The organism is Phycisphaerales bacterium (assembly GCA_040217175.1).
Taxonomy (GTDB): domain Bacteria; phylum Planctomycetota; class Phycisphaerae; order Phycisphaerales; family UBA1924; genus JAHCJI01.
Window position 1 is genome coordinate 868,041 of sequence record JAVJNT010000002.1, and the last position, 26,283, is coordinate 894,323.

The 26,283-nt window shown below is 67.9% G+C and carries 22 protein-coding genes and 2 tRNA genes; 8 read left to right on the top strand and 16 right to left on the bottom strand.

Annotation, left to right across the window (positions count from 1 at the left end):
* Window positions 1–33: 33 nt before the first annotated feature.
* A complete protein-coding gene (locus RIA68_10870; GenBank protein ID MEQ8317947.1) occupies window positions 34–1,074 on the bottom strand; it encodes an FAD-dependent oxidoreductase in 1,041 nt (346 codons plus the stop codon).
* 266 nt (window positions 1,075–1,340) lie between these two features.
* Window positions 1,341–1,414, bottom strand: a tRNA-Val gene (locus RIA68_10875).
* Between the two features lie 85 nt (window positions 1,415–1,499).
* Here RIA68_10875 and RIA68_10880 point away from each other — a divergent pair.
* Window positions 1,500–3,695, top strand: a complete 2,196-nt coding sequence (locus tag RIA68_10880) for a GC-type dockerin domain-anchored protein (protein MEQ8317948.1) — start codon at window positions 1,500–1,502, stop codon at window positions 3,693–3,695.
* Between the two features lie 19 nt (window positions 3,696–3,714).
* On the opposite strand, the gene dnaB is transcribed toward RIA68_10880, so the two are convergent.
* Entirely contained in the window at window positions 3,715–5,427 is a 1,713-nt protein-coding gene (gene dnaB / locus RIA68_10885) for a replicative DNA helicase (GenBank protein MEQ8317949.1), read from the bottom strand.
* A 42-nt stretch (window positions 5,428–5,469) separates the two neighbouring features.
* On the opposite strand from dnaB, the gene pdxH reads away from it, so the two are divergent.
* Window positions 5,470–6,252: a pyridoxamine 5'-phosphate oxidase gene (gene pdxH, locus RIA68_10890; GenBank protein MEQ8317950.1), complete on the top strand. Its 783-nt coding sequence runs from the start codon at window positions 5,470–5,472 to the stop codon at window positions 6,250–6,252.
* A 156-nt stretch (window positions 6,253–6,408) separates the two neighbouring features.
* Entirely contained in the window at window positions 6,409–7,647 is a 1,239-nt protein-coding gene (locus RIA68_10895; GenBank protein MEQ8317951.1) for an HDOD domain-containing protein, read from the top strand.
* Window positions 7,648–7,650: 3 nt separating this feature from the next.
* On the opposite strand, the gene RIA68_10900 is transcribed toward RIA68_10895, so the two are convergent.
* Complete coding sequence (locus RIA68_10900) at window positions 7,651–10,167, bottom strand: alpha/beta fold hydrolase (GenBank protein ID MEQ8317952.1); 2,517 nt, start codon at window positions 10,165–10,167, stop codon at window positions 7,651–7,653.
* 5 nt (window positions 10,168–10,172) lie between these two features.
* The gene (rlmN, locus tag RIA68_10905) at window positions 10,173–11,300 is read right to left on the bottom strand and encodes a 23S rRNA (adenine(2503)-C(2))-methyltransferase RlmN (protein ID MEQ8317953.1); all 1,128 of its coding nucleotides are present in this window, start codon (window positions 11,298–11,300) and stop codon (window positions 10,173–10,175) included.
* Between the two features lie 169 nt (window positions 11,301–11,469).
* Here rlmN and RIA68_10910 point away from each other — a divergent pair, with 169 nt between their 5' ends.
* Window positions 11,470–12,312 (top strand): prepilin-type N-terminal cleavage/methylation domain-containing protein, encoded by an 843-nt coding sequence (locus tag RIA68_10910; protein MEQ8317954.1) that lies wholly within the window; start codon window positions 11,470–11,472, stop codon window positions 12,310–12,312.
* 27 nt (window positions 12,313–12,339) lie between these two features.
* On the opposite strand, the gene RIA68_10915 is transcribed toward RIA68_10910, so the two are convergent.
* A complete protein-coding gene (locus RIA68_10915; GenBank protein ID MEQ8317955.1) occupies window positions 12,340–12,807 on the bottom strand; it encodes a Dps family protein in 468 nt (155 codons plus the stop codon).
* A 116-nt stretch (window positions 12,808–12,923) separates the two neighbouring features.
* On the opposite strand from RIA68_10915, the gene RIA68_10920 reads away from it, so the two are divergent.
* Complete coding sequence (locus tag RIA68_10920) at window positions 12,924–14,120, top strand: serine hydrolase domain-containing protein (GenBank protein MEQ8317956.1); 1,197 nt, start codon at window positions 12,924–12,926, stop codon at window positions 14,118–14,120.
* On the opposite strand, the gene RIA68_10925 is transcribed toward RIA68_10920, so the two are convergent.
* Together RIA68_10925 and RIA68_10930 are read right to left on the bottom strand one after the other, a co-directional pair.
* Window positions 14,117–15,154 (bottom strand): hypothetical protein, encoded by a 1,038-nt coding sequence (locus RIA68_10925; GenBank protein ID MEQ8317957.1) that lies wholly within the window; start codon window positions 15,152–15,154, stop codon window positions 14,117–14,119. The two genes, RIA68_10920 and RIA68_10925, sit on opposite strands and share 4 nt — an antisense overlap.
* 2 nt (window positions 15,155–15,156) lie before the next feature.
* Window positions 15,157–15,885: a type 1 glutamine amidotransferase gene (locus RIA68_10930; GenBank protein ID MEQ8317958.1), complete on the bottom strand. Its 729-nt coding sequence runs from the start codon at window positions 15,883–15,885 to the stop codon at window positions 15,157–15,159.
* 113 nt (window positions 15,886–15,998) lie between these two features.
* On the opposite strand from RIA68_10930, the gene RIA68_10935 reads away from it, so the two are divergent.
* Window positions 15,999–17,558 (top strand): trypsin-like peptidase domain-containing protein, encoded by a 1,560-nt coding sequence (locus RIA68_10935; GenBank protein ID MEQ8317959.1) that lies wholly within the window; start codon window positions 15,999–16,001, stop codon window positions 17,556–17,558.
* A 6-nt stretch (window positions 17,559–17,564) separates the two neighbouring features.
* Here the strand turns inward: RIA68_10935 and RIA68_10940 are convergent, their stop codons facing one another.
* Together RIA68_10940 and RIA68_10945 are read right to left on the bottom strand one after the other, a co-directional pair.
* The gene (locus tag RIA68_10940; GenBank protein ID MEQ8317960.1) at window positions 17,565–18,212 is read right to left on the bottom strand and encodes a hypothetical protein; all 648 of its coding nucleotides are present in this window, start codon (window positions 18,210–18,212) and stop codon (window positions 17,565–17,567) included.
* A gap of 13 nt (window positions 18,213–18,225) precedes the next feature.
* Complete coding sequence (locus RIA68_10945) at window positions 18,226–19,155, bottom strand: PfkB family carbohydrate kinase (GenBank protein MEQ8317961.1); 930 nt, start codon at window positions 19,153–19,155, stop codon at window positions 18,226–18,228.
* Window positions 19,156–19,252: 97 nt separating this feature from the next.
* On the opposite strand from RIA68_10945, the gene rarD reads away from it, so the two are divergent.
* Window positions 19,253–20,188 carry an EamA family transporter RarD gene (rarD, locus tag RIA68_10950; GenBank protein ID MEQ8317962.1) on the top strand — a complete coding sequence of 312 codons (936 nt, stop codon included), beginning with the start codon at window positions 19,253–19,255 and terminating at the stop codon, window positions 20,186–20,188.
* A gap of 3 nt (window positions 20,189–20,191) precedes the next feature.
* Here rarD and RIA68_10955 read toward each other — a convergent pair whose 3' ends face one another.
* Complete coding sequence (locus RIA68_10955; protein MEQ8317963.1) at window positions 20,192–21,904, bottom strand: CIA30 family protein; 1,713 nt, start codon at window positions 21,902–21,904, stop codon at window positions 20,192–20,194.
* Between the two features lie 229 nt (window positions 21,905–22,133).
* A tRNA-Lys gene (locus tag RIA68_10960) sits at window positions 22,134–22,206 on the bottom strand.
* Between the two features lie 169 nt (window positions 22,207–22,375).
* On the opposite strand from RIA68_10960, the gene RIA68_10965 reads away from it, so the two are divergent.
* Window positions 22,376–22,855: a glycine zipper domain-containing protein gene (locus tag RIA68_10965; protein MEQ8317964.1), complete on the top strand. Its 480-nt coding sequence runs from the start codon at window positions 22,376–22,378 to the stop codon at window positions 22,853–22,855.
* Here the strand turns inward: RIA68_10965 and RIA68_10970 are convergent, their stop codons facing one another.
* The 4 genes from RIA68_10970 to RIA68_10985 form a co-directional block, all read right to left on the bottom strand.
* On the bottom strand, window positions 22,856–23,470 hold the full coding sequence (locus RIA68_10970; protein ID MEQ8317965.1) for a hypothetical protein: 615 nt from the start codon (window positions 23,468–23,470) through the stop codon (window positions 22,856–22,858). It lies immediately after the preceding gene.
* Window positions 23,471–23,481: 11 nt separating this feature from the next.
* Window positions 23,482–24,306, bottom strand: a complete 825-nt coding sequence (locus tag RIA68_10975) for an exodeoxyribonuclease III (GenBank protein MEQ8317966.1) — start codon at window positions 24,304–24,306, stop codon at window positions 23,482–23,484.
* A 169-nt stretch (window positions 24,307–24,475) separates the two neighbouring features.
* The gene (locus RIA68_10980) at window positions 24,476–24,787 is read right to left on the bottom strand and encodes a DUF1643 domain-containing protein (protein ID MEQ8317967.1); all 312 of its coding nucleotides are present in this window, start codon (window positions 24,785–24,787) and stop codon (window positions 24,476–24,478) included.
* Window positions 24,788–24,795: 8 nt separating this feature from the next.
* Window positions 24,796–26,280 (bottom strand): sigma-54 dependent transcriptional regulator, encoded by a 1,485-nt coding sequence (locus RIA68_10985; GenBank protein MEQ8317968.1) that lies wholly within the window; start codon window positions 26,278–26,280, stop codon window positions 24,796–24,798.
* Window positions 26,281–26,283: the final 3 nt, after the last annotated feature.

Genomic DNA, 26,283 nt, shown 5'->3' on the forward strand with positions numbered 1-26,283 from the left:
TACCAGAAGCACGGTGAATCGCGATGGCAATTGTCAGCAGACGTTCGGAGAATCCAGCAAGCCCGCGAGCCGCTCCCCCGCCGCCAGCCCGCTGAGGTAGGCGCCCTCGACGCGCCCGCCGTGGCACCAATCGCCCGCCACGGCGATGCGTGCTTCCGCATCCAACATGCATCCGCCGTCGATCTCTGATTGCGTCAGCGCATACCGCCAGCGGTGTGCAGCGGCGTACGTTGGCGGGGGCACGTCGACCCGCAGCGCATCACCGAAGGCCTGCAGCAGTGCAGCGACGACGTCTTCACGCTCGTACTCGATGCTTGCCTCGCTCCACGCCGGCCCCGCATGCAGCACCCATCGCTCGCCCTCGGGACGGCCCGGCTTGCTCGAGTCGCGCGCGCTCCACGACAGCGGATTCTTCGAGACGTTCACGAACAGACCGTCCGCGTGGATGGGCAGCCGATCCTCGAACGCCGCCATGACCGCCCAGCACGGCCGCATGTCGCCGGAACGTGCGCGCGTCGCCAGGCTTGGTACGTCTGCCAGGAGCGTTGCCGCTTGTGGCGCAGGCGTCGCAACGACCAGCCCGTCGTACGTACCAAGCTCGCCAGCGGACCCCTCGATCGTCCAGCCGTCCCCGGATCGCCGAACGCGCTCGACAGTGCTCGAGAACCGCACCGGCACGTCTCGTGCCATCGCCGCCACGATCGCGTTCATGCCGGGCGTTCCGACGAACCGCGTCGGTCCATCGGGCTTGAGCGTGATCCGTACGGGCTCGTCGACCGTCGCGACAACGCCGCTCCAGGGAGCGCAGGCGTCGCTGCGTTGCCATTCGTCGACGACGCGCACGAAGCGCTCGTCACGGGCCGTGAAGTACTGGGCGCCGTGGTCGAAGGTGATCTTGCCCGCATCGCGATCGACCCGTCGCGTCGAGGCCCGCCCTCCGGCGCCACGCCCCTTATCGAAGACATCGGCCAAGACCCCCACCGCCAACAGCGCCCGCGCCGCCGCCAGCCCGGCCAGGCCCGCGCCGATGATGCCCACGCTCGGCGTCGCACGATGTTGCGGAGATGCCGCCATGCCTGCAACTATTGGCGGCACGGATGCGCACGGGTCGATCGGGCGCGCCACGGATGCCGACAACCCTGAGCCATGCTGCCGGACCCGAGCCCGAGCCGCGAACCAGCGAACGCCGACCGCGACTCGGAGAATCTGCGTCGAGCCAGCGCTCCTCCCTGCCCGCACGCGACGCCGCCGCGAATCGACTGGCGCGCCGAAGACCCTCGGCACCGCGGCGGACCTACCGCACGACGCCGAAGGCCCCAACGCTTCGCATCCTGGTCTAGTAGGCGGGCGGGGACTCGAACCCCGGACCCTTCGCGTGTAAGGCGAATGCTCTAGCCAACTGAGCTACCCGCCCGGGTAACCGGTCTTCACCGGTAACCCTCAGGGTATGCAAGGCATACGAGGTTTCCGACGCGTCCTTGGAGGGGAGAGAAGCCACCATGTCTGTTCACGCCGTACGAGCGGCCCTCGCCGGACTGACCGTTGCGGGGCTCGCGTTCGCACAGACGCCCGCGGAGCTTTTCGAAGGCCCCGAGCACGGCTGGCCTGGGTTGGCTGCGGTGGGGTCGGCAGAGTCGCAGGTGGCCTGGGACCCCGATGGCGCTGGCCCGGAAGGCGAGTGGCTCATCGTCGCAGGCTCGTTCGACGAAGCTGGCCACGTGGCTGCGGCCAACCTGGCAGCGTGGGACGGACAGGCGTGGCGAGCGTTGGGCGACCCCGATGATCGCGTCACGGCGGTCACCGTCCACCAGGGCGAACTCATCGTCGCAGGCTGGTTCACCGAGATCGGCGGGACGACTGCCCAACGTCTCGCTCGATTCGACGGCAGCACCTGGCGGGCGATGGCCGCGCCCTCCTTCTCGGGCATCGTGCTCGATGCCGACTCCATGCCCGATGGTCGGCTGATCGTGACCGGCTCGTTCGATTCGATCGATGGCATACCCGCCGCCAACGTAGCCGCCTGGGATGGTGCCGCGTGGTCGGCCCTCGGCGATGGCATCCACGAACTTGGCAGCGACATCCTCGTCGAGGGCAGCGACGTCTACGTCGTAGGCGGTGAGACCCAGTTTGGCCGTCCGGCCGTCGACCGATGGACCGGATCCGGCTGGGCGAGTCTGACCGCAAATCTCATCGGCCGGCAAGTGAACTCCATCGAGAGTTGGTTCGGCCAACTCATCATTGGCGGCAACTTCCGCACCGCGACTTCCGATGCGTTCCACATCGCCCGATTCGATGGAGCCGCGTGGCGTCCGCTGCTGCCAGGACTAGGCTCGCCCGATCGTTTCGTGGACGACATCGAGATCTATGACGACGACATCATCGTCGCCGGCAGCTTTAATCAAATCGGCGGCCAGCCGATCGAACACCTCGCGCGGTTCGATGGCTCGCAGTGGCGTCGCCTGCGCGTTGATCCCGATGGGGGCGTCAATTCGCTCCGGGTCTTCGGCGATGATCTCATCGCAGTCGGCGGCTTCCAACGTTTCGGCGAGATGGACGCTTTCAAGATCGCCCGCTGGAACGGAATCGACTGGCGGCCCATGGGCACCGGCATCGGTCGGAGCGTCCTTGCCATGCAGAACTTCGACGATCGCCTCATCCTGGGCGGGCACTTCACCGGCGCCGGGCAAGAATCGGCCAGCCACATCGTCGCGTGGGACGGCGAGTCGTTCCAAACGCTCGGCTTGGGGCTCGATGGGCCCGTCGAACACATGACCGTGCTTGGCGACGAGCTCGTCGTGTCGGGTCCGTTTACGCGTGCGGGCTTCGAGTTCACCAACGACGTGGCCTCGTGGGACGGAAATGCGTGGCGTGGCTTCGGCGACGGCCCCGGCGACACGCCGCGTGCCATCGCGGTCTACCAGGGCCAGCTCTATGCCGCCGGAAGCACGCTCATCGGCCGCCCATCGAGCCTGGGCATTGCCCGCTGGAACGGGTCGGGGTGGGAGCCTGTCGGCACGGGGTTCCGTTCATCGGTCGTGCGCGCCATGGCCGTGCTCGCAGACCGCCTGATCGTCCTCGGCGAGTTCGACGGAGATCCGTATGGCGCGATCTGGGATGGAACGCAATGGATCGAGATTCCCTTTGATCGCTTCGATCCGATGCCCTGGGCGGCCAAGCCATACGACCACCCCGATCTCGGACCGGTCCTCTTGGTCACGCGCGACGGCGCGGTCAGCAACGGCTTGTGGTTCTTCGATGGCGAAAACTGGATCCCCCTGCGTTCGGGGACTGCGTGGTCGACGGCGGCATACGAGGGCGGACTCTTCCTGCCTACCGATGGCTCGGGCATCAGGCCGATCGCCAGGCTCGAGGGCTCCGAATTCTCGCAGTTCGTCGATACGCTCCCGCCCTGGGCGGATCGATTCAATCCAACCTCGGTGGCCGTGTTCGATGATGAGCTCTATGCAGGATTCTCGCAGTTCGCAAGCGACGAACACCGGAGTTGGGCGCGCTGGACGCTCAACCCCTGCCGCGTCGACCTCGACGGCGACGGCGAACTCACCATCTTCGACCTGCTCGCATTCCAGAACCTGTTCCAGGACGGCAACCCGCTGGCCGACTTCGACGGCGACGGCGAGTTCACGATCTTCGACTTCCTGACGTTCCAGAACGAGTTCGACCTGGGCTGCGACTAGTCCGGCTCGATCGAGCGACTTACCACGGCGGCGTGTCGTCGTCGGCCTCGAGATAGTCCGGCTTGCCGTGGTCGACGCGCTCGTCGAAGGGTCGGTTGTCCTGGGCGCGGTCGGCGGTGCTCGGGCGGTTGCCGAAGGCCGAGCCGGTACCCCCGTTGCTTCCCATCGCCGGTGCGTGCTGGCTGGTGCCTGCGTCAACCTTGGGCTCGAAGCTGCCCACCGGCTCGTCCTTGGCCCACGCGTCGTTTCGGGCGTAGCCCGCGCGGTTCTTGAAGCGGGTCGTGTGGTTGTCCCACACCAGCCGGACGATGCCGGTAGGCCCGTTACGCTGCTTGGCGATGATGAGCTCGGCCTCGTTGGCCCGGTCCTCGTTCTCTTCCATCCACGCCGGATCGCTCAGGTGGTAGTACGCCTCGCGGTGCAGCAGCAGCACGACGTCCGCGTCCTGCTCGATGCTGCCCGATTCGCGCAGGTCGCTCATGCGCGGGCGATTGCCTTCGCGCTGCTCGCTGCCTCGATTGAGCTGCGCCAGGCACACCACCGGCAGCTCCAGCTCGCGCGCCATCGCCTTGATGCCGCGGCTGATCGTGCTGACCTCCACCTGCCGGCTCTCCCGGCTGGCGCCCGGGGCGGTAAGCAACTGGAGGTAATCAACCACCACGCAGCGGATGCCGAATCGCTGCTTCATGCGCCGCGCCCGTGCTCGAAGCGCCGTCACGCTCAGCGCCGGAGAGTCATCGATGTACAGCGGCGCGCGCTCCAGCGTCTCGCACGCGGGGCGGATGCGGTTGACCAGCTCGTCCTGGCTGAACTGGCCCGTGCGCAGCTTGTGGCTGTCCACGCCCGAATAGGCACTGATCAAGCGCTGCACCAAGCTGCTCTTGCTCATCTCAAGGCTGAATACGCCCACCGGCACGCGCTCCTCGCCCGCCGGCTCGAAGGGCGTTGCACCGCCCATCGCGATCTGCTCGGCTAGGTTGAGCGCGAGCGCCGTCTTGCCCATCGACGGACGAGCGGCGATGATGATCATCTCGCCGTCCTGCAGGCCGCTCAGCGGCTCGTCCAGGTCGCTGAAGCCGGTCTTCAGCCCGGTGGTCGCGCCCGCGTCGCGGTCGGCGATGCGCTCGAACTCGGCCCGCAGCAACTCCTCGAGCTTCTGGATGTCGGCGGCCTGGTCGTCGTCGGCGATCTCGAAGATGCTCTGCTCGGCCCGGTCGATGAGCTGGCGCGCTTCCTCGGGCTCGTCCTGGCCCGCGTGCATCGCCTCGTGCACGATCTGGTTGGCCGCGGCGATCAGCTTGCGCAGCCGGCTCTTGGTCTGCACCAGCCTCGCGTACAACGCCGCGTTGTGCGGCGTGCTCACGGCCTCGGCCAGGCTCGCCAAGTAGGCCGCCCCGCCGATGGTCTCCAGTTCACCCCGCTCGCGCAGCCGGTCGGCCACGACGTTGAGGTCGGCCTGCGGCTCGCGCTCGTAGACCTCCTTCAGGATGCGGAACACCGTCGCGTTGCTCTGGCGGTAGAAGTCCTCGGGCGTCGACACCAGCGGCAGCACGTCGGCCAGCATGTAGGGATCGAGGATGATCGAGCCCAGCAGGGCCATTTCGGCCTCGGGCGCGTGCGGCGGCAGCTTGTCGTACACGCGGCTCAGGTCGATCGCCGGTGCGCCGCGGTCCTTGCCGCCCCTGCGGTGCTCCCCACCCTGGTGCAGGTTTTCCGATCCGTTCGCGTCCATGCGTGCTCCCGATTGCTTCGACGTGCCAGAGTACGATCAGCCATGAGCACCGGACAAGACCACGAGAAGCAGAACATCGGGCGGCCCGCGTCCACGGGCTCGCAGCGGGCTTCCGACAAGCCCACCGATGCGCATTTTTCCGGCCCGCTCGACAGCATCCACGCCTACGGCACCACCCACGACGAGCACCTGCCCGACGACCTGCCCGACGACCCCTTCCCCACGCTCCAAGAGTGGATCGAGTACGCCAAGGCCAACAAGGTCCAGCCCAATCCCACGGCCATCGCATTGGCGACAGCAAGCGACAAGTCGCCCAACGTGCGCATCGTGCTGTGCCGGGGCGTCGACCTCGAGACCGGCTCGATCTGGTTCTTCACCAACGGCAACAGCGCCAAGGGCCAGGAGCTCGCCGCCAACGCTCACGCGGCCGCCGTGTTCCACTGGGACGCCCTCGACCGACAGGCCCGCCTCCGCGGCGTCGTCGAGCCATTGCCCGCCGCGGAGAGCGACGCCTACTTCGCGTCTCGCTCCTGGGAAAAGCGCGTCGGCGCCTGGGCCAGCGACCAGAGTCAGCCCATCCGGTCTCGGCAGGCGCTGGTCGACAAGCTCGCCCAGACGCTCCGCCGCTTCGGCATCGACCCCGAGAACCCCCCGCCACACGGCGCCGACGTCGAGGTTCCCCGTCCGCCACACTGGGGCGGCTTTCGCATCAACGCCACCGAGGTCGAGTTATGGGTCGGCAGTCCCGCCCGCATCCACGACCGGGCGCGGTGGACACGCGAGGCCCCGGGAACACCCTGGGGTGCGACGCGGCTGCAGCCGTAGGCGACCACCGGGCGTTTGGCTTCGATTGCCGTCGACCACGCAGTCCGCACAACCCGCACGCCTCACCCCGTTCCACACCGATCGTCACGAAGTGGCCGCCACCAACCGCCGATGTTGGCTGGGTCGCCCACAACGCCGTGGGCCGGGAGTATGCCCGTGGCAGGACGAGTCCGCGCCCAGCTGAGCAGCGTCGAGGTCGAAGCCCTCACCGAGCTCCTCATGCGCAAGCTCGATGCGATGATCATCGAGACGCAGCCCGAAGTGGCCGCTCGCCTGCTCGAGCTCGTGTCCGACCCCGAGGCCGGGCTGGCCGACTTCGCAACCGTCATCCGCAACGACACCGCCCTGAGCGGCCGCTTGCTGCGCATGAGCAACTCGGCCTACTTTGCCCAACGCGAGCCGGTGACCACGCTCGAGCGCGCCTGCGTGCTGCTGGGCATCAATCGAATCCGCGCGCTCGCACTGGGCTTCTACATGAGCCGCGCCATCGACGCCGGCGGCGAGAAGCGGTATGGCCGGACCATGTGGGGCAAAAGCTTGCTGCGGGCATGTTTTGCCGCCAAGCTGGCCGAGGCCATCAAGCCCCAGCTCTACGCCGAAGCATTCCTGGTGGGCCTCATGATGGACGCGGGCGCACCCTTGGTGCGAACGCTCATCGGCCCGTCGGTCTACGACGAGGCGTGTCCGCTCCAGCAGCCGCCGTCGCGCGTCTTCAAGACCGAGACCGACTCGTTCAGCTACACCCACGTGGACATGGCCCGCGCCCTCATCCGCCGATGGCGCATGCCCGACGTGCTGGCCAAGCCCATCCTGTGGCACCACACGCCGCCGCAGAACCTCAAGAGCACCGAGCCCATCCACCTGCTGCACCGCATCTCGTTCTACGTGGGCTCGATGCACATCGAGCACGAGCCGCCATCGGCCATGGCCGTGCCGCTGCCCACGCTGGCGCAGAAGCTCATGAACCTCCCGGGCGACGCGCTCGGCGAGACGTTTGCCAGCGCTTGCAAGGAATACGCCGCCGTCCGCGAGTTCTTCGGCCACGTAGCCGAGAGCATCACCGACGTCGAGGCCCTGGGCATGCGCGTCCACGGCGCTCTGAACAAGATCATGGAGAGCGCCATCGAGGAAGAGCTCAAGAGCGACAGCAGCATGTCGCCGGCGACCTTCAAGTTCAACGCCGGGCAGATCCAGGTCATGCGAGACGACGAGAACGACGAGTTCGCCGTCGCCTACGTGCTCGACTCGGCCGGGCATCGCCAGGCCCGCCACCGGTTCCCCGTAGGCTCGGCCACGGCCGACGAGGTGCTTACAGAGCTGTGCCTCGAGCAGGGCGACATCGACAGCGCCGAGCTCGAGAGCATGACGGACTACTTGCGTGCACTGGCGGCCTGAGGTCTAGTCCGCAAGCCCGCTCTCGGGCCGGTTGCGTCGGGCGCGCCAGACCATCCGGATGAGCTCAAGCGGCCCGACCGGCTCGCGGCCCATCGCACGCCGCATCGTCCCCAGCCGATACGCATGGGCCCACTGCTGGCTCATCACCTCGATGGCCCACCACCAGGTCCGCGTGGGGTCATACACGTTGGTTGCCTCGGCCGACGAACCGTTGAGCTCGATCACGCTGAATCCTCGGCCAGCCTTCAACTTGCCCTCGTCGCGATAGCGGATGTCGAAGCGGCCGATGTCCAGCCCGCCCGGCGAGCCGTCGACGTTTGGGAAGCGGCGGCAGATGCCATCGATCGCATCGGTCAACTCGTCGGTGATGAGGTCAGCGCCATCCTCGAACCGGCACCCCTGCACGTGGTTGCCGGCCATGCCCATCTTCACGCGCTCGCCCTCGGGCGGCACGCGATCGATCGATCGCCCGAATCGCGCGACGAACACCGGCTCCTGCACGCGGAAGCGATCGTCGGACAGCACGAGCTGCCGCAGCGTGCGCGTGCCGTCGCCCACGATAACCGGGAAGATCTTCCGTGTGACTGCAAAGATCTCGCCCTCACGCCCACGCTCGTCGGCCTCGCCGGGCCTGTGCAGCCGCACCCAGAACAGCCCGACCTCGTGCGGCGCGGGGTCGAACTTCTGCAGCACCAGGTCGGCGGCGACGCGGGTGACCTGATCGCGAACGTCGTCGATGTCGTGGCATACGCGCACCGCCCGGCCGCGCTCGCCCCGGTCGGGCTTGAGCACGACCGGAAACCCGCCCAACTCTGGCCTGGCCCGCAGCAACCGCTCCACCCGCTTCACGCGCCGCTCCGGGTCGCTGTGCATGCGCACGAGCACCGTGGGCAGCAGCGGCGCGCCGGCGGCCTCCAGGCCAGCCGCGATCGTGCTCTTGCGCTCGCCTACGAAGCCCCCCGCGCCGGCGATGCCCGGATTCGTCGCCGTAAACACGACCGGATGCCTTGCCCGAAGCGTCTGCGTAACAAACGTGGGCGCAAGCAACACGTAGCTGATCCAGCTCGGCCAGAACTCGTGGCTGATCCATCGCCACACCTGGGCCCGGATGCGCTGGCGGCCCATCCGCGTCCATACGCGCGGCAGCACCCACGTCAGCGGCGCCACGATCATGAGTACGGCAACGAGCGCTACGACGCCATATTGCTCGACCGCCCACCACCCCCCGAATCGCACCAACAGCCACGCGGGCAAGAGCGCCACCATGCCCACAACGAGGCACGCCACGCGGCGCCACACGCCGGGCCCTCGGACGAGCACGCCAACCGCCAGCCCGACGCTCGCAACGCCGTAATCGACATACATGCCCGCCACGAGCGCCGCCGTCACGACCAGCCCCATTCGCCACCACACCAGCGCCAGCAGCATGACGACGAACGCCTCGAGCGTCCAGTGCCGCGAACGCAGCCACGTCGCCGCCGCGTCGAGTGAGCGCGTCTCCACGCCGTGCTCGTGCTTGACGGCCAGGTCGACGGTCGAACGGACGGGCTCGATCGCCGGATCCTCGTGCCGATCGACGAACGCCGCGATGTGCGCCGCCAGCGGCTCGGGATCGGTGAACGGCATCATGTGGCCGCCATCGAGACGGACGAGCATCGATCGGCGCGCAAGCTCGTGGTGCATCTCCGCAGCCCACGGCGCGACGAGGAAGTCCTGCTGCGCCTGGATGATCAGGAGCGGCTCGTCGAGCGTTCGAAGCGCGTCGGCCAGCGGCCGCTGGTCGGTGTGCATGAAGTTACGGATGAAAGAGTACCAGAAGCTCCGCGGCCCGAGCAGCCCGAAGTGCGGTACCAGCTCGACCGACGCGAACACACCCACGTAGCCGAGGGCGTACTTGGCCTTCTCGAACAAATAGTCGCCCGAGCCTTCGGTGCGCTGGGCCCCGGTCGCCATCATCATCGTCAGCGACGCGAGTTCGACGCCGTACTCGTCCTGCATGTCGCGCATGTTCAGCACGACGGCGCCGCCGTTGCTCCAGCCCAGCACGTGCACCCGATCGGGAGACGCGTCCGTCTCGTGCAACTCGGCCAACAACGCCATGCAGACATGCGCCATCGCACGGGCCGAGTAGTCCTCTACCCACGGCTCCGATCCGCCGAACCCTGGCAGGTCGACCGCGATCGCATCGATTCCCCGAGCCGCGAACGCCGGACCCAACGCCTGGAAGTTCGTCGCATCACCCGGCGAGCCGTGGATCATCAGCAGGAGCGGCGCTGCGGGCACGCCGCTCCGGTGCGCGACGTACGCAACCTCGGCCTCATGGCCCTCACGCGGGCCGTCGGCGGTCATCTCGGGCAGCGTTACACGATCCGTCGGCCGGGGCGCCGGCGTCGCCATCAGCAGCGTCGGGTCGATCGCATACACGACGTGCGAGGCGAGCAGCACCAGCAGATAGATCGCCAGAACCCAGCGCCAACGCACGCGCCGCTTGGGCTTGGTCCAGTGCTCGACGCCCCGCACCGCCGTCAGCTTCCGCCGCCGATGGTGATCGGCGTCAGCGGACCGACGACCTTCCGCCGGCGGATAGCCGGATTGCCGAGCTGGCCGCACGCGGCCATCGTGCTGCGGCCCTTCGTTCGGCGACGCTTGACGAACACGCCGTGCGAACTCAGGCGATGCACGAACTCTTCAACGTCTTCCTCCTGCGGCGCGGGCCACGGGCTGTCGCGACGCGGGTTGTACGGAATCACGTTTACCATGCACCGCAGCGGCTTCACCCACTCGGCCAACTCGTCGGCGTGCTCCATCGCATCGTTCAATCCCGGGATGAGGACGTACGCGATGAGGTACGGCTTGCCCGTGCCGTTCGGAAAGTCCAGCAATGCTTCGCGGAGCTGGCCCATCGGCATCGCCCGGTTGATGGGCATGATCTGGTTGCGGATGGCGTCGTTGGGCGCGTTCAGGCTGATCGAGACGCCAAGCCGGTGCCAGCCCGGCTGCCGTACGGCCTCGCGTAATCGCTTGAGTCCGTCGAGCCGCCCCACCGTCGACACGGTCACCTTGCTCATCGCCAGCCCGGCGCCCGCCTGATCGGTGAGCACGTTGATCGCCTGCAACACCGCGTCGGTGTTGTCCAAGGGCTCGCCCATGCCCATGAACACGAGGTTGCTCGGCTGCGCCCCGAGCTGGTGCCGCGCCGCGTGCCACTGCCCCACGATCTGCGCGGGCGTCAGTGAGGCCATCAGCCCCATCTGCGCCGTCTCGCAGAAGCCGCAGCCCATCGCGCAGCCCACCTGGCTGCTCACGCACAGCGAGTGCGCCAGCCGGCCCTTGCGACCGATCATCGGGATCACGACCGATTCGGCCTCGAGCTTCACGCCCTGCCGCTCGACGTCGAGCTGCTGAACGAACTTGGTGATGACGCCCTCGGGCGTGTCCTCTCGCTCGCGCCGCACGACCGGACCCACGTGCGGCGTGCCGATCTGCTGGAACACCGGGTCGTCGGTCCGGCCCTCACGCAAGAACGCCTTGTACGCGCGAAGGGCCCATAACCCCCGCCCCTTGACCCGCGGACCCACCGCCTCCACCCACTGCCGGCTGGTGAGCCCGAGGGGGCTGGGCGTGTCGGTCGTCTGTTCGGCTTGGCCGTACATCGCACCGATCGTACGGGCCGCCGGGCCTGCCCGGGCGGAGCTTGTGTGATGATCTGGCTCAGGACATCAAGCGGCGTGAAGTCGCCCTCGGAACCGGTCGAAGTCTGGGCTAGACGCGATTCGCTCGGCGCAGGGGCCGGGCGGTCGCCTCGCCAACGCGGAGGCGCCGATGCCCCATTGCCCACGCCCGGCCCGGTCCGGGTTCACGCTCATCGAGTTACTGGTGGTCATCGGCATCATCGCCGTCATCGCCGCCATCACGGTGCCGGCCATCGCCAGCGCCCGCCAGACGGCCCAGAGCACGGTCACGCTGCAGCGGCTCGGCCAGCTCAGCACCGTCGCCAACCTCTACGCGACCGACCACCGGGACCGCGTCTGGACGGCCCAGAACTGGCTCAAGACCATCGAGGGCGACACCGCGCAGCCGGGCGTGCTCCTCGACGGCGGATACCTCACCGACGACGAGATCTTGGAGTGCGCCGTCAACGGCCGTCGACTCCCCTACCGCGACTCCAGCGGCCACGTCCCGACCCCGCCGCCCGGGCTCTACGACCACGCCGAAGTCGACAGCGACTTTGCCTTCGTGCACCAGGTCGAGGGCGCCCGTCTCGGGCTGCACACGCAGTTTGCCTACCACCGCGACCCAACGGAGCGCGGCTGGAGCGGCGGCGTCTGGCTCGAGGACGAGACCGCACTCGTCAACCTGCCGGGCGTGCCCATCTTCGTCGAAGAGAACCCCGCGTTCTACCACGCCCGCGACGAGATGCTCACCTTCAAGGGGTTCGACCAGCTCGACCGCCGGCACGACGGCGGCGGCACTGGCAAGAGCCTGATGGCCTTCCTCGACGGACACGCCGAGAGCACCGCCCCGCCCGCCGACGATTCGCCCGAGGGCCTGGAGGTCAGCGACCTGACTGCCGCCCACTTCTACCTGAGCGCCCGTGGCGGACGCTGGAGGGCCATGACCCTCAGCAGCGAGTATGAGTACGGCTGGGTCAACGACCCCCGCTAGTCACCCCGACCGACGCGGACCGGGGCATCACGCACCGTGGTGCCAGGCCCGCAGCATCCACACGGTCTTCTCGATGTCATCGCCGATGCCGTCGAGCAGGTTGACCGTCGTGCGGTCGCCGGCGCTCTCGGCGTCGTCGATGACCTCGCGCACCTCCTTGTGGATGGCCAGCAAGTCGGCCACCGTGTGCTCGACCATCCGCTTGTCGTCGGGCGTGCCCTCTTCCTCGGCGATGCGGGTGTGCTCGAGGCATCGTGCGAGCGTGGGGAGCGGCGTCGATTCCTTCGCACGGATGCGTTCGGCCAGCTCGTCGAGGTAGCCCGTCCACGCGGTGTAGATCTTCTCGAACTGCTCGTGCAACTCGAAGAACTGCCGCCCGCGGACGTTCCAGTGGAAGTTCTGGATCTTGTAGCGGAACACCGCCGCATCGGCCACCAGCCGGTTCAGGCCGCTGATGATGGTGGCGTCGATCTCCGTGTTCGTTGCGTCGTGCATGCGTGACTCCAGTTTTCGGGCCCAGCGCTCGCAGGCGACGGGCAATGCCCATCGATCGCGATCGTTCCTCGTGTATCATTTTAGCCGGCAGCCGTTGATACTTGGGGATTCTCACGATGAACAAGACGCTCTACACGCTCTCCGCAGCCGTGATCGCACCCGCCTGCTGGGCCCAGTGCGACTACGCCCCGGCCGACGCCCTCGCAGCCGCCATCGTCGATGATTTCCCGCTGGTCTCGGGCGCCAGCATGCGCTTCGAGGATCCACTGCTTCCGGGTCCGAGCTTCGAGCGCTTCTACGGCGACTACGACCGCGGCACCGTCGTGCCCATCGCCAGCGCCACCAAGTTGCTTTCCGCCATCGTCGTCATGACCTGCGTCGAGCAGGACGGCCTCGACCTGGACGCACCGGTCTCGACCTACCTGCCCGAGTTCTTCGGCACCAAGGGAACGATGACCGTCCGCCAGATGTTCAGCCACACTTCGGGCTTGCCCAGCAACAGCGTGTTCGCCTTCGATCCCGCGATCACGCTCGAACAGGCCGTCACGCGCATCGCGCTGTTTACGCCGCTCGAGGCCACGCCCGGCACCGACTTCTGCTACGGGCAGGTGGGCATGCACGTAGCCGGCCGCGTGTGCGAGGTCGTGAGCGGTACCGACTGGGACACGCTCTTCGCCGAGCGCGTCGCCATGCCGTTGGGTCTCACCGATACCAACTACGACGGGCTCTACGAGACCACCAACCCCCTCATCGCCGGCGGAGCCGAGAGCAGCCTCGAGGACTACTCGCGCGTCATCCGCATGCTCATTGACGGCGGCGTGTATCGCGGCGCTCGGGTCATCGGACAGTCCTCGATCGACGCGATGTTTACCGACCTCACGGCGGGCCTGCCCATCCGTTGCACGCCCGCCTCGCGAACCACCCAGAACTATGGCCTGGGCGCCTGGGTGCTGACGCGCACCGACGGCACGCGCCGCGTCGACAGCCCCGGCGCCTTCGCGTACACGCCCTGGGTCGAACTCGACCAGGCCGGCGACCCGCTGCTCGGCGGCGTGTTCATGATCGAGGACGGCCTCTCGTCGCTCAGCGATCGCATCGACGATCTGCAGGACGCCGCCCTCGACGCCAGGCTCGCGTGCACGCCGTGCCCGGCCGACCTCGACGGCGACGGCGTGCTGACCCTCTTCGACTTCCTGGCCTTCCAGACCGCGTGGACCGCGGGCGACCCCGCCGGCGACTTCGATCGCGACGGCGTGCTCGACCTCTTCGACTTCCTGGCGTATTCCAACGCGTTCGACGACGGCTGCGCTTAACCGTTGCTCGAACGCTGGCGGCGCTTCCTGGGGCCGAAGTCTCCCGCCGCGAGCTGCGCAGCCGTGAAGCTACGCCCCGTCGTGCGCTTGTCCCACGTGCTCGCCGGACCCTTGAAGGCCTCGTAGCTCATCCACAGGTCGAGCCAGTAGCTGCGGAACGCATGGCCGCCCTGGCCGATGCCGAAGCGCTCGTAGTGCTCGGTCACGAGCGCCAGCACACGGCGGTCGTCGCCCTCGAAGCCCAGCACGTTGCGCCCGTGCCGCACGCTCTCGGTGTCCAGCGGTAGGAAGCCATAGCGACCCATGAGCTGCATGACGTTGTGCGCCGCATACGGCCCGATGCCCGGCAGGTCGAGCAGGAAGCGGCGGACCTCGTCGTCGGGCGTGTTCGGATCTTCAAGCCAGGCCTGGGGGATCTCACCCTTGGCGAACAGGCGCGCCAGATCGACGATGCGCTTGTCTCGATACCCCACGCCGCAGCGCGACCGGAGCCACGCGGGCGACTTGCGTGCGAGTTGCTCGGGCGTCGGGAACGCGTGCACGCCGCTGGGCGACGCCTTGCCTACGCGTGCGCACAGGGCGGCGTTCATGTCGATCGTGCCCGTCCACCGCACGTTGCAGCTCGTGACGGTCTTGATGACGTCCTCGAACAGCGAGCCCGAGCGCATGAGCCGGCCCCGGCCGCTAAAACGCCAGCGGTCATCGATGGCATGGAAGGCCGCGACGTCCTCGGCCGATTCGTCGAGCCGCAGCATCCGCGTGATCATCGCGCGGGCCTGCGTGCACTCGCCCCGCGTCAGCGATCGATCCGCCGTCGCCGTTAGGGGCATGCCCACCCGCTGCTGGCGGATGACGAACCGCGCCGGCCCGCTTTCGAGCATGTACGCAGCCGAGTAGGTCGACGCCGCCGGAACCCACTCGTACGGGTCGAGCAGGAAATAGCCATACGAGCACGCATCGCGCGGCAGATCGAAGTCGGCCGGCGCCGCGAGCCTCAGGCGTGTCGCGCGGGATGTCTCCGGAGCACCCGACACCCCTACACCGCCAGCAGACGGTCGAACGGCACCGCGAAGGAGGCGATGTTGACGCACAAGCGATCGGACGCGCGAGCGAACATCGCGTAGTGCTCGTCGAGCTGGGCCTCGATCTCCTCGAGGGTGCGCGGCACCTCGCCAATCACGCGCTTGAGCACCGCCACGTGCCGCGTGATACCGGGACGATCGAACTCGAAGTGGTACTGGAAGCCGTACGTGCGAATGCCGGCCTTGAAGCACTCCACCGGCGTCGTAGCGCTCTTGGCCAGCACGGTCGCCCCGGGCGGGGCCTTCGAGACGTGGTGCTCGTGGCTCTGGAACATGGGCAGCTTCCAAGGCATGCCCGCGAGCATCGTCTCGGTCTGCCCGGGCACCGTCAGCTCGACGGGCTCGAAGCCGAGGGCCATCTGCGGCAGCTTTTCGACCTCGCCGCCCAGCGCCCGAGCGATGAGCTGGTGCCCCATGCACAAGCCGATGACGGGCATCTGCGCCTCGTGGGCCTGGCGGATCAGGTCGAGCGTGCGGGCGATCCAGGGCTCGTCGCCCAGCGGCGACGCCGGGCTGCCCAGCACGACCAGGCCCTGTGCGTTGTCCATGTCGCCGGGCACGGCCGCCTCGCCGTCGCGGTCGATACGGCGGTAGTCGATCTTGAACCCGTGGTCGCGCAGGGTGACCCCCAGGCGGCCCGGGCCGAGGTGCTGTCCGTCCTGAAGAACGATGATGGTGGCCATGGGAGCCGATGTTAGCGTGTGGCGGCACCGTCCGCCCGGAGCGAGCCGCAACGCTCTAGCCTGTCTTGGCCGAGCTACCGCTCGCAGCCGGACCCCAGGCCCAGGAGATCGACGTGAAGAACCGTACCGCTGGACTTATCCGGACCCTTCAAGCCTCCGCGTGCCTCGCCGCCGCCCTCGGCGTGTGCAACGGCACCATGGCGCAGGCGACTTCGCTGACGACCGACCAGGCCGACGTGCAGGCCGCACCGGCGGACATCCGCCAGTCGACGGTCAAGATCTTCACGACCAGCCGCGGACCCGATCTCACCCGTCCCTGGACCCGCCAGCAGCCCAGCGACTCCACGGGCTCGGGGCTCGTCATCGACGGCGGACGCATCCTGACCAACGCCCACGTCGTCGAGTACGGCCAGCAGATCTTCGTGCAGCCCTACCTCACGAGCCAGCGCCTGGCGGCCCGCGTCGTCGCGCGCAACACCGGCATCGACCTGGCCTTGCTCGAACTCGAGGACCAGGACGCCATCGACGGTGTGCCCATGGCCGAGCTCAGCGACGCCCTGCCCGACATTGGCGACAAGGCCAACGCGCTGGGCTATCCGATGGGCGGCGAAGAACTCTCGATCACCGAGGGCATCGTCTCGCGCATCGAGTTCGTCGGCTATCAGGCCGGCACGCTCGGCCTGCGCATCCAGGTCGACGCCGCGCTCAACCCCGGCAACTCGGGCGGACCCGTCACCGTCGACGGCGAGGTCATCGGGCTGACCTTCAGCGGCATCTCGCAGGCCGACAACATCGGCTACATCATCCCCAACGAAGAGATCCGCTTGTTCCTGAGCGACATCGAAGACGGCGAGGTCGACGGCCGGCCCTTCCTGCGCGAAACCTTCGACAACACGCGCAACCCCGGCGTCCGCGCCAAGCTGGGCCTGACGCCACAGCTCGAGGGCATGGTCGTGGCCGGCGCCGTCGAGGGCAACCCGCTGCAATCGTGGGACGTCGTCACGAGCATCGCCGGCCGCAGCGTCGACAGCCAGGGCCTGGTCAGCGTCACCGACGACCTTCGGCTCTACTTCGAGTACTTCGTGCACCACGGCCTGAACGACGACGACACCGTGACGCTCGGCGTGCTGCGCGACGGCGAAGAGATCGAGGTCCGCTCGCCCGTCGTGCGCGGCGACGATGACTTCTTCGACGCGCTCGACAACACCTACCCCAGCTACATGGTCTTCGGCCCGCTCGTCTTCACGCCCGTCTACCAGGCCCACGTCTACGGGCTCGACCTCGATCGCATGGCCGCCCGCCGCAGCCCGCTCGTCAAGCGTGCCTTCACCGGCAAGGACGAAGAGGCCGAGGTGCAGCAGTACGTCATCCTCGCCGGCGGCATGCTCAACCATCGGGTCAACCTCGCCTACGAAGTGCCGCCCTTCTCGACGCTCAAGAGCATCAACGACACCACCATCACCAGCCTGGAGCATTGCATCACCACGCTCAAGGAACTGGCCGGCTCGTCCGAAGAGTTCATCACGTTCGAGTTCTACGACCGCGGCGCCGATCGCCTCGTCTACAAGCGCACCGACCTGCTGCGTTCCATCGAGGACGTCCTCAACGAGAACGGCATCCGCCGCCCGATCTCGAGCGACCTGGAAGACCTCTGGCCCGACCTCGGCGAGTAACGCCGCTCACGCGTAGAGCGCGACGGTCGCGTCGTGCGGGCCGAGGTAGTCCTGGCGGAACAACATCCGCCCGCTGGCCCGCTGCGCCCACTTGAAGACGTGGCCGCTGTTGAACCGGTTGGCCGGCCCGGTCGACTCGCGCCGCTTCCGACCCGCCGAGCTCAGGAAGTTGAACGCCAGCACCGAGCCCGCACGCCCGTGCAGCGCATCCCACGCGCGGTCGAGCACCGCAAGGGCCGTGCGCTCGTCGAGCGTATTGAGCGAACCACTGAAGATGATCTGGTTCACGCCCCGCTCGTGCACCAGCCTCGCGAACAAGCCGGCATCGCGCACGAAGTCGGCGGTTTCCCAGTGACTACCCGGAAATCGCTCGCGCACCGATTCGACGAGCTCCGTAATTCCCTCGACGCCGACATACCGGGCGGGCTCTTGCTTCGCCGCCCGCAGGAACTGGAGCAAGTCGCCCCGGCCTGCGCCCAGATCGGCCAGCACGGCACCCTTCGGCCGGCAGACCTCTGCCAGCACCTTGAACCGCGTGACCTGATACTCCTGGCTGCGCCACAACAGCGCTTCGAAACCCGGGCCGTGGGCACGAACCGCCTCGCGGTACGGCTCAAGATACCCCGGGTCGGGCTGGTCGGTATTGCTGGCCATGCGCAGGGTCGGACTAGCCGAAGCGGACCATGCGGGCGAACTGCTCGTACCGCTCGTCAAGCTGGGTCGGCTCCAAACTCGCCAAACGATCGAGGCTGAACGACTCGATGTTGAAGCTTGCGACGATGGTGCCGTGCGCCACAGCGCGGTGGATGGCGCCAAACGAGGTCGGGTCGGTGCCGTCGTCGCCCTCGCGCGCCAGAGAGCCCATCATGCCGCCGGCGAAGCTATCGCCCGCCCCGGTGGGGTCGACGACCTCTTCGGTCGGGTAGGCCGGGAGCGCCGCGATGCCGTCCCGATGCACGATGATGCAGCCGTGCTCGCCCTTCTTGACGACCACGAACTTGGGGCCCATGTCCAGGATGTGCCGGGCCGCGGCCACCGTGTTCCTCTTTCCAGTCAGCTGCTCGGCTTCCTCGAAGTTCAAGACCAACCCGTCGATCTTTTCGCAGAGCTGCATGAGCTCGGGCTTGGCGGTATCGATCCACAAGTCCATCGTGTCGGCGACGGCAAGCTTGCGATCGCTCAGCTGCTCGAGCAAGCCAAGCTGCACGGCCGGGTGCGTGTTGGCGAGGAACACGTACTTGCTATCGCGGAACTGCTCGGGGACCATGGGCGGCTCCTCGGCCACCACGCCAAGGTCGGTGTACAGCGTCTCGCGCTGGTCCATGTTGTCCAGATACTTGCCGCCCCAGCGGAACGTCTTGGAGCCCTTGCGGACCTCGAGCCCACCGTGATCCACACCCGCGAACCGCTCCATCGTCTTGCGGAGCTCGTCGGGGAAGTCTTCGCCCACGACCGCGACGACCCGCACGGGCTGGCAATAGAACGAGGCGGCCGCCGCGAAGTACGTACACGACCCGCCCAGTACGTTCTCCCGATGGCCGTGATCGGGCGTGTAGACGGTGTCGATTCCAACGGTTCCGGTGACGATCAAGGGCATAGCCGGAGCATAGGGCGAGCCACTGACGAAACCACGCCAACGCTGCCGCGCTTGGGAAACTCCGCCGCCCGGGTCCGGACCGCTACGCTCGCCCGCCATGGCCCCCGCCGCTCCGCCAGCAACAACCGCCACAAGCCCCGCCGCGGGCGTCGGCTTCGGCCTCATTGCCTACGTCTGGTGGGGCAGCGTGGTACCAATCTACATCAACGCGCTCACTCGCGACGAGTGGGCGACGTCGGCCATCGAGCTCGTCGCCCAGCGCGTGATCTTCGGCATCCCCGTCTTGCTCCTGCTGCTCGCCGCCACCCGTAGGCTCTCCGAGCTCAAGGCCGCGCTGACCGAAGCCTCTCGATTCCGAGCGTTGCTGCTCAGCGCCGTGCTCATCGCGATCAACTGGTTCGCGTTCATCTACTCCGTCGCCACCGAACGGCTCATCGACGCGAGCCTGGGCTACTACATCACGCCGCTGGTCTCGATCGCACTGGGGGTCGTGCTTCTAGGTGAGCGGCCCCGCAAGCCGCAGGTCGTCGCGATCCTCCTGGCGCTTGCCTCGGTCGTGGTGCTCACGATCGATCGCGGCGGCCTGCCGTGGATCGCCGTCACGCTCGCGCTGAGCTTCGGGTTCTACGGCCTCGTCCGCAAGCGCGCCCACACCAAGGCGGCGCCCGGATTGTGTGTCGAGATGATCGTCATGCTGCCCGCGGCCGTCGGCATCTACGCCTGGCTCTTCGCCAACGGCACCGAGCAAATCACCGAGGGCCCGCCGCTGCGCACCACGTTTATGCTGCTGGGCGGCGTCATGGTGACCGTGCCGCTCGTCGCGTTCGCCGCCGCGGCGCACCGGCTGCGCCTCGCCACGCTGGGCATGCTGCAATACCTCGCACCAACAGGCCAGTTCGTGCTGGCCATCATCTACGGACAAGAGCTCGACGCCGTCACGCTCGCCGCGTTCGGCCTCATCTGGACGGCGCTCGTGCTCTACAGCGTCGACGCGTGGCGATGGGGGCAGAAGAACCGCAAGCCTGCCCGATGACGCTCAGCGGGAGGCGTTCCGCGTCTCGGCCCGCATGAAGCTCTGGTACGCCACGTCCATCGCTCGCCGGTAGATCCATGCCCGCTCGAACGCCTGCGGCTCACGCTCGCCCTCGGCGAGGCTCTGCTCGAGGCGGTCCGCGACGCGCGGGTCCAGTTGGTCGCGGCCGAGCAGCAGCATCGACTCGATCGTCACCTCGTAGATCGCGGCACACCCGGCGTGCTGGCCCGCGTTGAACAGCGGCACACCGCGGTCGATCGCCAACTCGTACAGCCGGGCCGCACGGGCGTTGAACGACTGCGCCGACGTACGCTCGACCTCACGCGTCGAGGGCAGCAACACCGCATCGATCAGGTGCACGACGCCGTTGCCCGCCTGGATGTCGCTCGCGATGATCGACGAGCCGTTGACCTGCAGCGTGCCCTGGTCGATGCCAAAGCCGATGACTTCACCCGCCAGCGTCTGCGTCTTGCCAGCGCCCAGCAAGTCACGGGCCTCCAACCGACCCGGCACGACATGCAACGCGAGGACGCCAACGAGCTGCTGGCGGTTCTCCGGCTCCAACAATGCCTCGACCGCGCCGTCTGGCAGCGTTGCAAACGCGCTGTTCACGGGCGCAAAGACCGTCCAAGGCCCGTTCTCCGGGCCAAGCTGGTCGGCCAGCCCCGCGGCCTTCACGGCCGCCACGAGCGTGCTGAGGTCGGCGGTCTCCGAGGCTAGCGCCGTGATCGAGCGGAGCTCGGGCATCAGCACGCCGTCGACCACGTGCACCACGCCGCCATCGAACGGCACATCGGTCGCGACAAGCCCAGCCTCGCCCACCGTCGCGCCGCCCTCGGCGCCGACGGCCACGCTCTGGCCGTTGAGCGTCTCGATCGATCGCCGCGACAAGACCTCCGACGAAGACAGCGTGCCCGCCGCCACGTGGTAACTCAAGATAGCCCGCAGCGTGTCGCGCGCCTCGGGCTTCAGCAACGCCTCGACCTGCTCGGGTGGCAGCGCCGCAAAGGCGTCGTTCGTCGGCGCGAAGATCGTCACCGGTTCATCGGGCAGCGTGAGCTCCGCGGCCTCGACCAACTGCAGCAACGTCGTCAAGCCAGCCTGCGTCGCAACGGAACCAAGGTCCCGATCGCCCTCGGTACGAGAGGCCTGCAAGTCGGCGCCGTAGGCGCGGATCGAGCGTACCTCGAGCTGGAACGGGCCGGGATTCTTGTCCGAGAGCGACACGCCGATCGACTCGATGTTCGTCGGCGTGATCTCGGGAGCGCCCGGCACCAGTCGGCCGAACGAGTAGAGCCGGAAGTCGTCGAGCGGCAGGCGGATGGTCTCCCACTTTCCCTCGGTCGTCTGGAAGTCCTGCTGGTACGCGCCGGCCATCATCCGCACGTTCGACAGGCGAACGTCAAACTTGTACGTCCGACCATCGCCGCGCACCTCGAGTTCGATGCCCTCGGCCCCGCGAAAGTCGGCGCCGTCCACGGCCGTCCGCGCCTGGCTGAAGCCGCCGTTGTTCTCCAGGCTCAGGTCGCCACTGAATCGCATGATGCCCGTCTGCGGCGAAGAGACGCGTCCAGTCGACAGGCCGCCCATCACGCCGTCGACGACCGTCCGCCACCCATCCACGCCGCGATCGAACTCCATGTCGAAGTCCTGCGCCGTCGCCGATGCCGACGACACGCCAAGGGCCACGATCCCCGAAGCAAGCAACCTGTTCATCCCACAACACTCCCGTCTGGTGAGCCGCCGAGTCCCCACAAGGGCATCGGCGCTGCACGGGAGTGTCGGCAATCCCGGGACCGGCATCTCCCTGAGAAAGCGATGCCACGGGACAATGGGTTCGCGATAAGGGAATGTATATAGATGGGGCCATCCGCCGCCGCGATGCGCATCAGGCAAGACGGCGCGCGTGAACGGCAGGGCACGGCCAGAACGGCCGGCCTGAAAGTACCCCCCACAGGACTCGAACCTGTAACCCGCTGATTAAGAGTCAGCTGCTCTACCGATTGAGCTAGGGAGGCGTGGTTGGCGTTATTGTACCACGCGAATCGCGGCCGGCCGCCCCACACAGGCCGTCTCCATCAGGATTTCCCCGAGAAACTGCGCCCAAGACGCAACGCTCACGCCAAAAAGCTAGTAAGGCTTTACTAGTAACGCCCGCCGCGGGATACGGGCGATGGAGGTGGCAACATGATCCGCACAACGAACTTGCGAAAGGGCCTGGCGGCCATCGCGGCGATCGTGCCGCTGGCACTCATGGGCGGCTGCTCGAACGGAACCCAGGGCGCACTCTCTGGCGCAGCCCTCGGCAGCCTGGCCGGCCTGGGCATCGGCTCGGTCACCGGCGACCGCAGCGACGCCGTCACCATCGGCGCCATCCTCGGCGGCGTCGGCGGCGCCATCATCGGCGACCAGAACGCCCGATCAGCCTACCGGCGCGGGCCTTCCCCGGTCGTGTACTCCAGCGATCCGGTCTACGTCGACCGCTCGGTGTACGTCGAGTCGCCCCCGCCGGCCTACTTCAAGAGCTGGGGCGGGAGCGGCCACTACCACCATCAGCGGCACTACTACCGCCACCACGCCCCGCGATACCAAACCCCTCGGTACCACGCGCCCCGGTACCAAGCGCCTCGGTACTACGGGCGTCGGTACGACGACTACTGCCGCTGATCACGAGACCTCGTGCTCGGGCTTCATCGCCTCGGCGATGTTCCGCAGCGTGTCGGCCCACAAGCCCGCCTCGTCGCGCAGGTCTTCCTCGAGCAGGTCGGCCACGGTGACGAGGTCTTCGTCGCCGACGGCCCGCTTGAGATCATCGAGTTGCCGCGCGAGCGCCTCGGACCGCGCGTCGAGCGCACCCTCGGCCGCATACTGCGAGAGCGGCATGCCGACCGCCGCCCCGCCCTGCACGACCGCCTGCCGGACGGCCTGCCACGTCGAGAGGAGCTGCGCGAGCGCCTGCATCGCCTGATTCATCTCGCCGCGGTGGATCATCTCGGCGCAGGCCGCATGCTCCTCCTTCGCGCCGTCCATCGCGTCGGCCGCATCGAACAGCGTGACGCGAACCAGCGAGGCCGGGTCAGTCGAGATCATCTCGAGTACGCCGGCTTCCATTGGTTCCTCGCTGGGCTCTCCGAGCCGATCGCCCGTCACCGGCTCTCCGTCCTGCAAGACCTCGACGACGATCCGGCCCCGGCTTCGCGCACGCTCGGCTCCGGCCTCGAGGGCGGCGGCCAGCGTGGGTCGGTCGATCGCCAGGTCTTCACCGTCGAGCGTGGCCTTCATCGCAGCACTCCTTACAGATCAAGGTCGGCCACGACGGGCGCGTGGTCGGAGATGCCATCGGCAGCTTCGCGGTCGATCCAGCAATCCTTCATGGCCTTTTTCGCCGCCCGGTTCGCCAGCAGATAGTCGATCCGCCAGCCCCGATCGAGCGCCCGGGCCTGCCCGCGGTTGCTCCACCAGCTATACGGGCCGTCCACGTCGCCATGCTTCTCGCGGATGACGTCGTGCCACCCCGCGTCGAAGAGCCCCCCCACCCACTCGCGCTCGTGCGGCAGGAAGCCGCTGGTCTTCTGGTTGCTCCGCCAGTGGAAGATGTCCCGCTCGGTGTGCGCCACGTTGAAGTCGCCACCCAGCAGCACGGGCGTCCGCTTGCGCCGCAGCGGCTCCACCCACTGGCTGAACTCGGGCATCCACCGTTCCTTGATCGCCTGCCGATGCTCGCCAGAAGAGCCCGAGGGCAGGTACACGCTGGCGACCACCAGCCCGCCCACGCTTGCCGAGATCAGCCGGCCCTCTTCATCGCCGTCGCTGTGGCCATCGTGCAATCCATACTTGACGCGCTTTGGCTCGTTCTTGCTGAGCAGCGCCGTCCCCGAATACCCCTTGCGCGCCGCCGGGTTCCAGACGACGTGGTACTTGCCCGCGTGGATCAGCGGCTCGGGCGCCTGCTCGCGAAGCGCACGCACCTCTTGCAAGAGCACCACGTCGGCATCGATCTCGTCGAGCCGATCACCCAGGCCCTTCTTCCAGGCCGAGCGGATGCCATTGATGTTCCAGGTCAGGATGCGCACGTGCGAGTGTAAACACGCGATGACACCGAGCCAACGCTCGCTCATGGAGCCTTCCATCGTCGAAGCGATCTCGCCGAAGGGACGCGCAACGGATGGAGCGGGTCACCGGTCCGAGCCGTGCCCAGGCACCACAACGGTCGGCCTTCGAGCAGCCTCAAGCTCGATGAAGGCCGACGACGTCGCCAGCGGTCGACCGATGCGCCCCAACCCACGATCACGCGGTCGGCCTCATCGAGCGCAGCCTCGACGTAGCGAGCGTTGTCGGGCCTTCGCAGTCCCCAGATTCAACCAGGTCGGCGGGATTGGTCGCACGGAACGCGTAGAGGTTGACGACCACGATGCGGCCGACGCCCTTGCACGCCGAGGCACTGAATCCTCGCACGCGTCGGAGGGTCTGGTCATCGCTGTTCGCATCGGCCGTACTGGGATTCAGCATGACCCACGCGACCGTCTTGCTGGCCGCCGGATCGACGATCCGATCGAGCCGGTAGCGATACCGACCGCAACGCGAGAACACCGCCGACATGCGCGAGGCTAGGCGGGCTCCGGGCCGTCGAGTCCGAGCGACTTCATCTTCTTATAGAGCGTGGTGCGGTTGATCGCCAGGTCGTCGGCCGTCGCCTGCCGGTTCCAGTCGTTCGCCTTCAGCGCCCGAAGGATGATCCGCTTCTCCGGCTCGCGCATCGCGTCGGCCAGCGGCATGGGCGTCCACGGCGCCTCGGCCTCGGGCTCGGCCGGCCGCATCGACGCGGGCATCAGCGGCCCCGCCACGTTCTCGATGACCTGCGGCGGCAGGTCGTGCAGCGCGATGGTCGGCGTCCGCGTCAGCACGGCGGCGCGCTCGACGATGTTCTGCAGTTCCCGCACGTTGCCCGGATAGCCGTAGCGACGCAGGGCATCTAGCGCCTCGTCGCTGAAGCCCAGCAGTGCCTTGCCGAGCTCCTCGGCGTGCTGCTTCAGGAAGTGCTCGGCCAGCATCGGGACGTCGTTCACGCGGTCCCGCAGCGGCGGGATCTCGATCTTCACGACGTTGATGCGGTAGTACAGGTCTTGGCGGAACTTGCCCTCGGCCACCAGCGCCTCCAGGTCCTGGTTGCTCGCCAGCACCACGCGCGTGTCGACCTCGATCGTCTCGTTGCTGCCCACCGGCTCGAACCGACGCTCCTGCAGCACCCGCAGCAGCTTGAGCTGCATGGCCGGGCTCGCGCTGTTGATCTCGTCGAGGAAGAGCGTGCCGCCGTCCGCCGCCAGGAATCGCCCGGCCTTGTCCGCGTGCGCACCCGTGAAGGCGCCCTTGACGTGGCCGAAGAGCTCGCTCTCCAGCAGCGTCTCGGGAATCGAGCCACACGAGATCTCGACGAACGCCTCGTTCCGCCTCGGGCTGTTCTGGTGGATGGCGCGCGCGATCAGGCTCTTGCCCACGCCGCTCTCGCCGGTCATGAGCACGGTCGTCCGGCTCGGCGCAACGGCCTCGATCAGCTCGAAGATGCGCTGCACGCGATGGTCGCGTCCCACGATGCCCTCGAGCCCGTAGCGACCGGCGAGCTGCTGCTTCAGCCGGCGGTTCTCGCTCAGCAGCTTGTGCTGACCCAGTGCGCGTTCGAGCGAAACACGGAGCTCGCTATCGACCACCGGCTTGGTAAGGTAATCGCTAGCGCCCAGCCGCAGCGCTTCCACGGCCGACTCGATGGTGCCGTAGCCGGTCAGCATGATGACCGCCGCGTCGTGCTCCTTCTGGATGTGGGCGAGCAGGTCCATCCCGCCCATCCCGGGCATCGACACGTCGCAGATCGCCAGGTCGAAAGGGTGCGGCACGCGGCTCGGGCCGTCGGTGTGCTGCTCGGCCTCGGCCAGCGCCTCCATCGCCTCGGCGGCGTCGAACGCCGTCGCCGCCTCGTACCCCTCGCGCACGAGAAACTCGGCCAGGCTCTCGGCGATGATCGGATCGTCGTCGATCACCAGCACCTTGTGCGTGCCGGTGGACTTCGTGCTCGGCGCTGACGCGACTTCGGTGGGCATCGC

Coding starts and splice junctions, on each gene's coding strand:
- RIA68_10870 (MEQ8317947.1), bottom strand. CDS start 1,074: ATGGCGGCATCTCCGCAACATCGTGCGACGCCGAGCGTGGGCATCATC.
- RIA68_10880 (MEQ8317948.1), top strand. CDS start 1,500: ATGTCTGTTCACGCCGTACGAGCGGCCCTCGCCGGACTGACCGTTGCG.
- dnaB (MEQ8317949.1), bottom strand. CDS start 5,427: ATGGACGCGAACGGATCGGAAAACCTGCACCAGGGTGGGGAGCACCGC.
- pdxH (MEQ8317950.1), top strand. CDS start 5,470: ATGAGCACCGGACAAGACCACGAGAAGCAGAACATCGGGCGGCCCGCG.
- rlmN (MEQ8317953.1), bottom strand. CDS start 11,300: ATGTACGGCCAAGCCGAACAGACGACCGACACGCCCAGCCCCCTCGGG.
- RIA68_10910 (MEQ8317954.1), top strand. CDS start 11,470: ATGCCCCATTGCCCACGCCCGGCCCGGTCCGGGTTCACGCTCATCGAG.
- RIA68_10915 (MEQ8317955.1), bottom strand. CDS start 12,807: ATGCACGACGCAACGAACACGGAGATCGACGCCACCATCATCAGCGGC.
- RIA68_10920 (MEQ8317956.1), top strand. CDS start 12,924: ATGAACAAGACGCTCTACACGCTCTCCGCAGCCGTGATCGCACCCGCC.
- RIA68_10930 (MEQ8317958.1), bottom strand. CDS start 15,885: ATGGCCACCATCATCGTTCTTCAGGACGGACAGCACCTCGGCCCGGGC.
- RIA68_10940 (MEQ8317960.1), bottom strand. CDS start 18,212: ATGGCCAGCAATACCGACCAGCCCGACCCGGGGTATCTTGAGCCGTAC.
- RIA68_10945 (MEQ8317961.1), bottom strand. CDS start 19,155: ATGCCCTTGATCGTCACCGGAACCGTTGGAATCGACACCGTCTACACG.
- rarD (MEQ8317962.1), top strand. CDS start 19,253: ATGGCCCCCGCCGCTCCGCCAGCAACAACCGCCACAAGCCCCGCCGCG.
- RIA68_10955 (MEQ8317963.1), bottom strand. CDS start 21,904: ATGAACAGGTTGCTTGCTTCGGGGATCGTGGCCCTTGGCGTGTCGTCG.
- RIA68_10965 (MEQ8317964.1), top strand. CDS start 22,376: ATGATCCGCACAACGAACTTGCGAAAGGGCCTGGCGGCCATCGCGGCG.
- RIA68_10970 (MEQ8317965.1), bottom strand. CDS start 23,470: ATGAAGGCCACGCTCGACGGTGAAGACCTGGCGATCGACCGACCCACG.
- RIA68_10975 (MEQ8317966.1), bottom strand. CDS start 24,306: ATGAGCGAGCGTTGGCTCGGTGTCATCGCGTGTTTACACTCGCACGTG.
- RIA68_10980 (MEQ8317967.1), bottom strand. CDS start 24,787: ATGTCGGCGGTGTTCTCGCGTTGCGGTCGGTATCGCTACCGGCTCGAT.
- RIA68_10985 (MEQ8317968.1), bottom strand. CDS start 26,280: ATGCCCACCGAAGTCGCGTCAGCGCCGAGCACGAAGTCCACCGGCACG.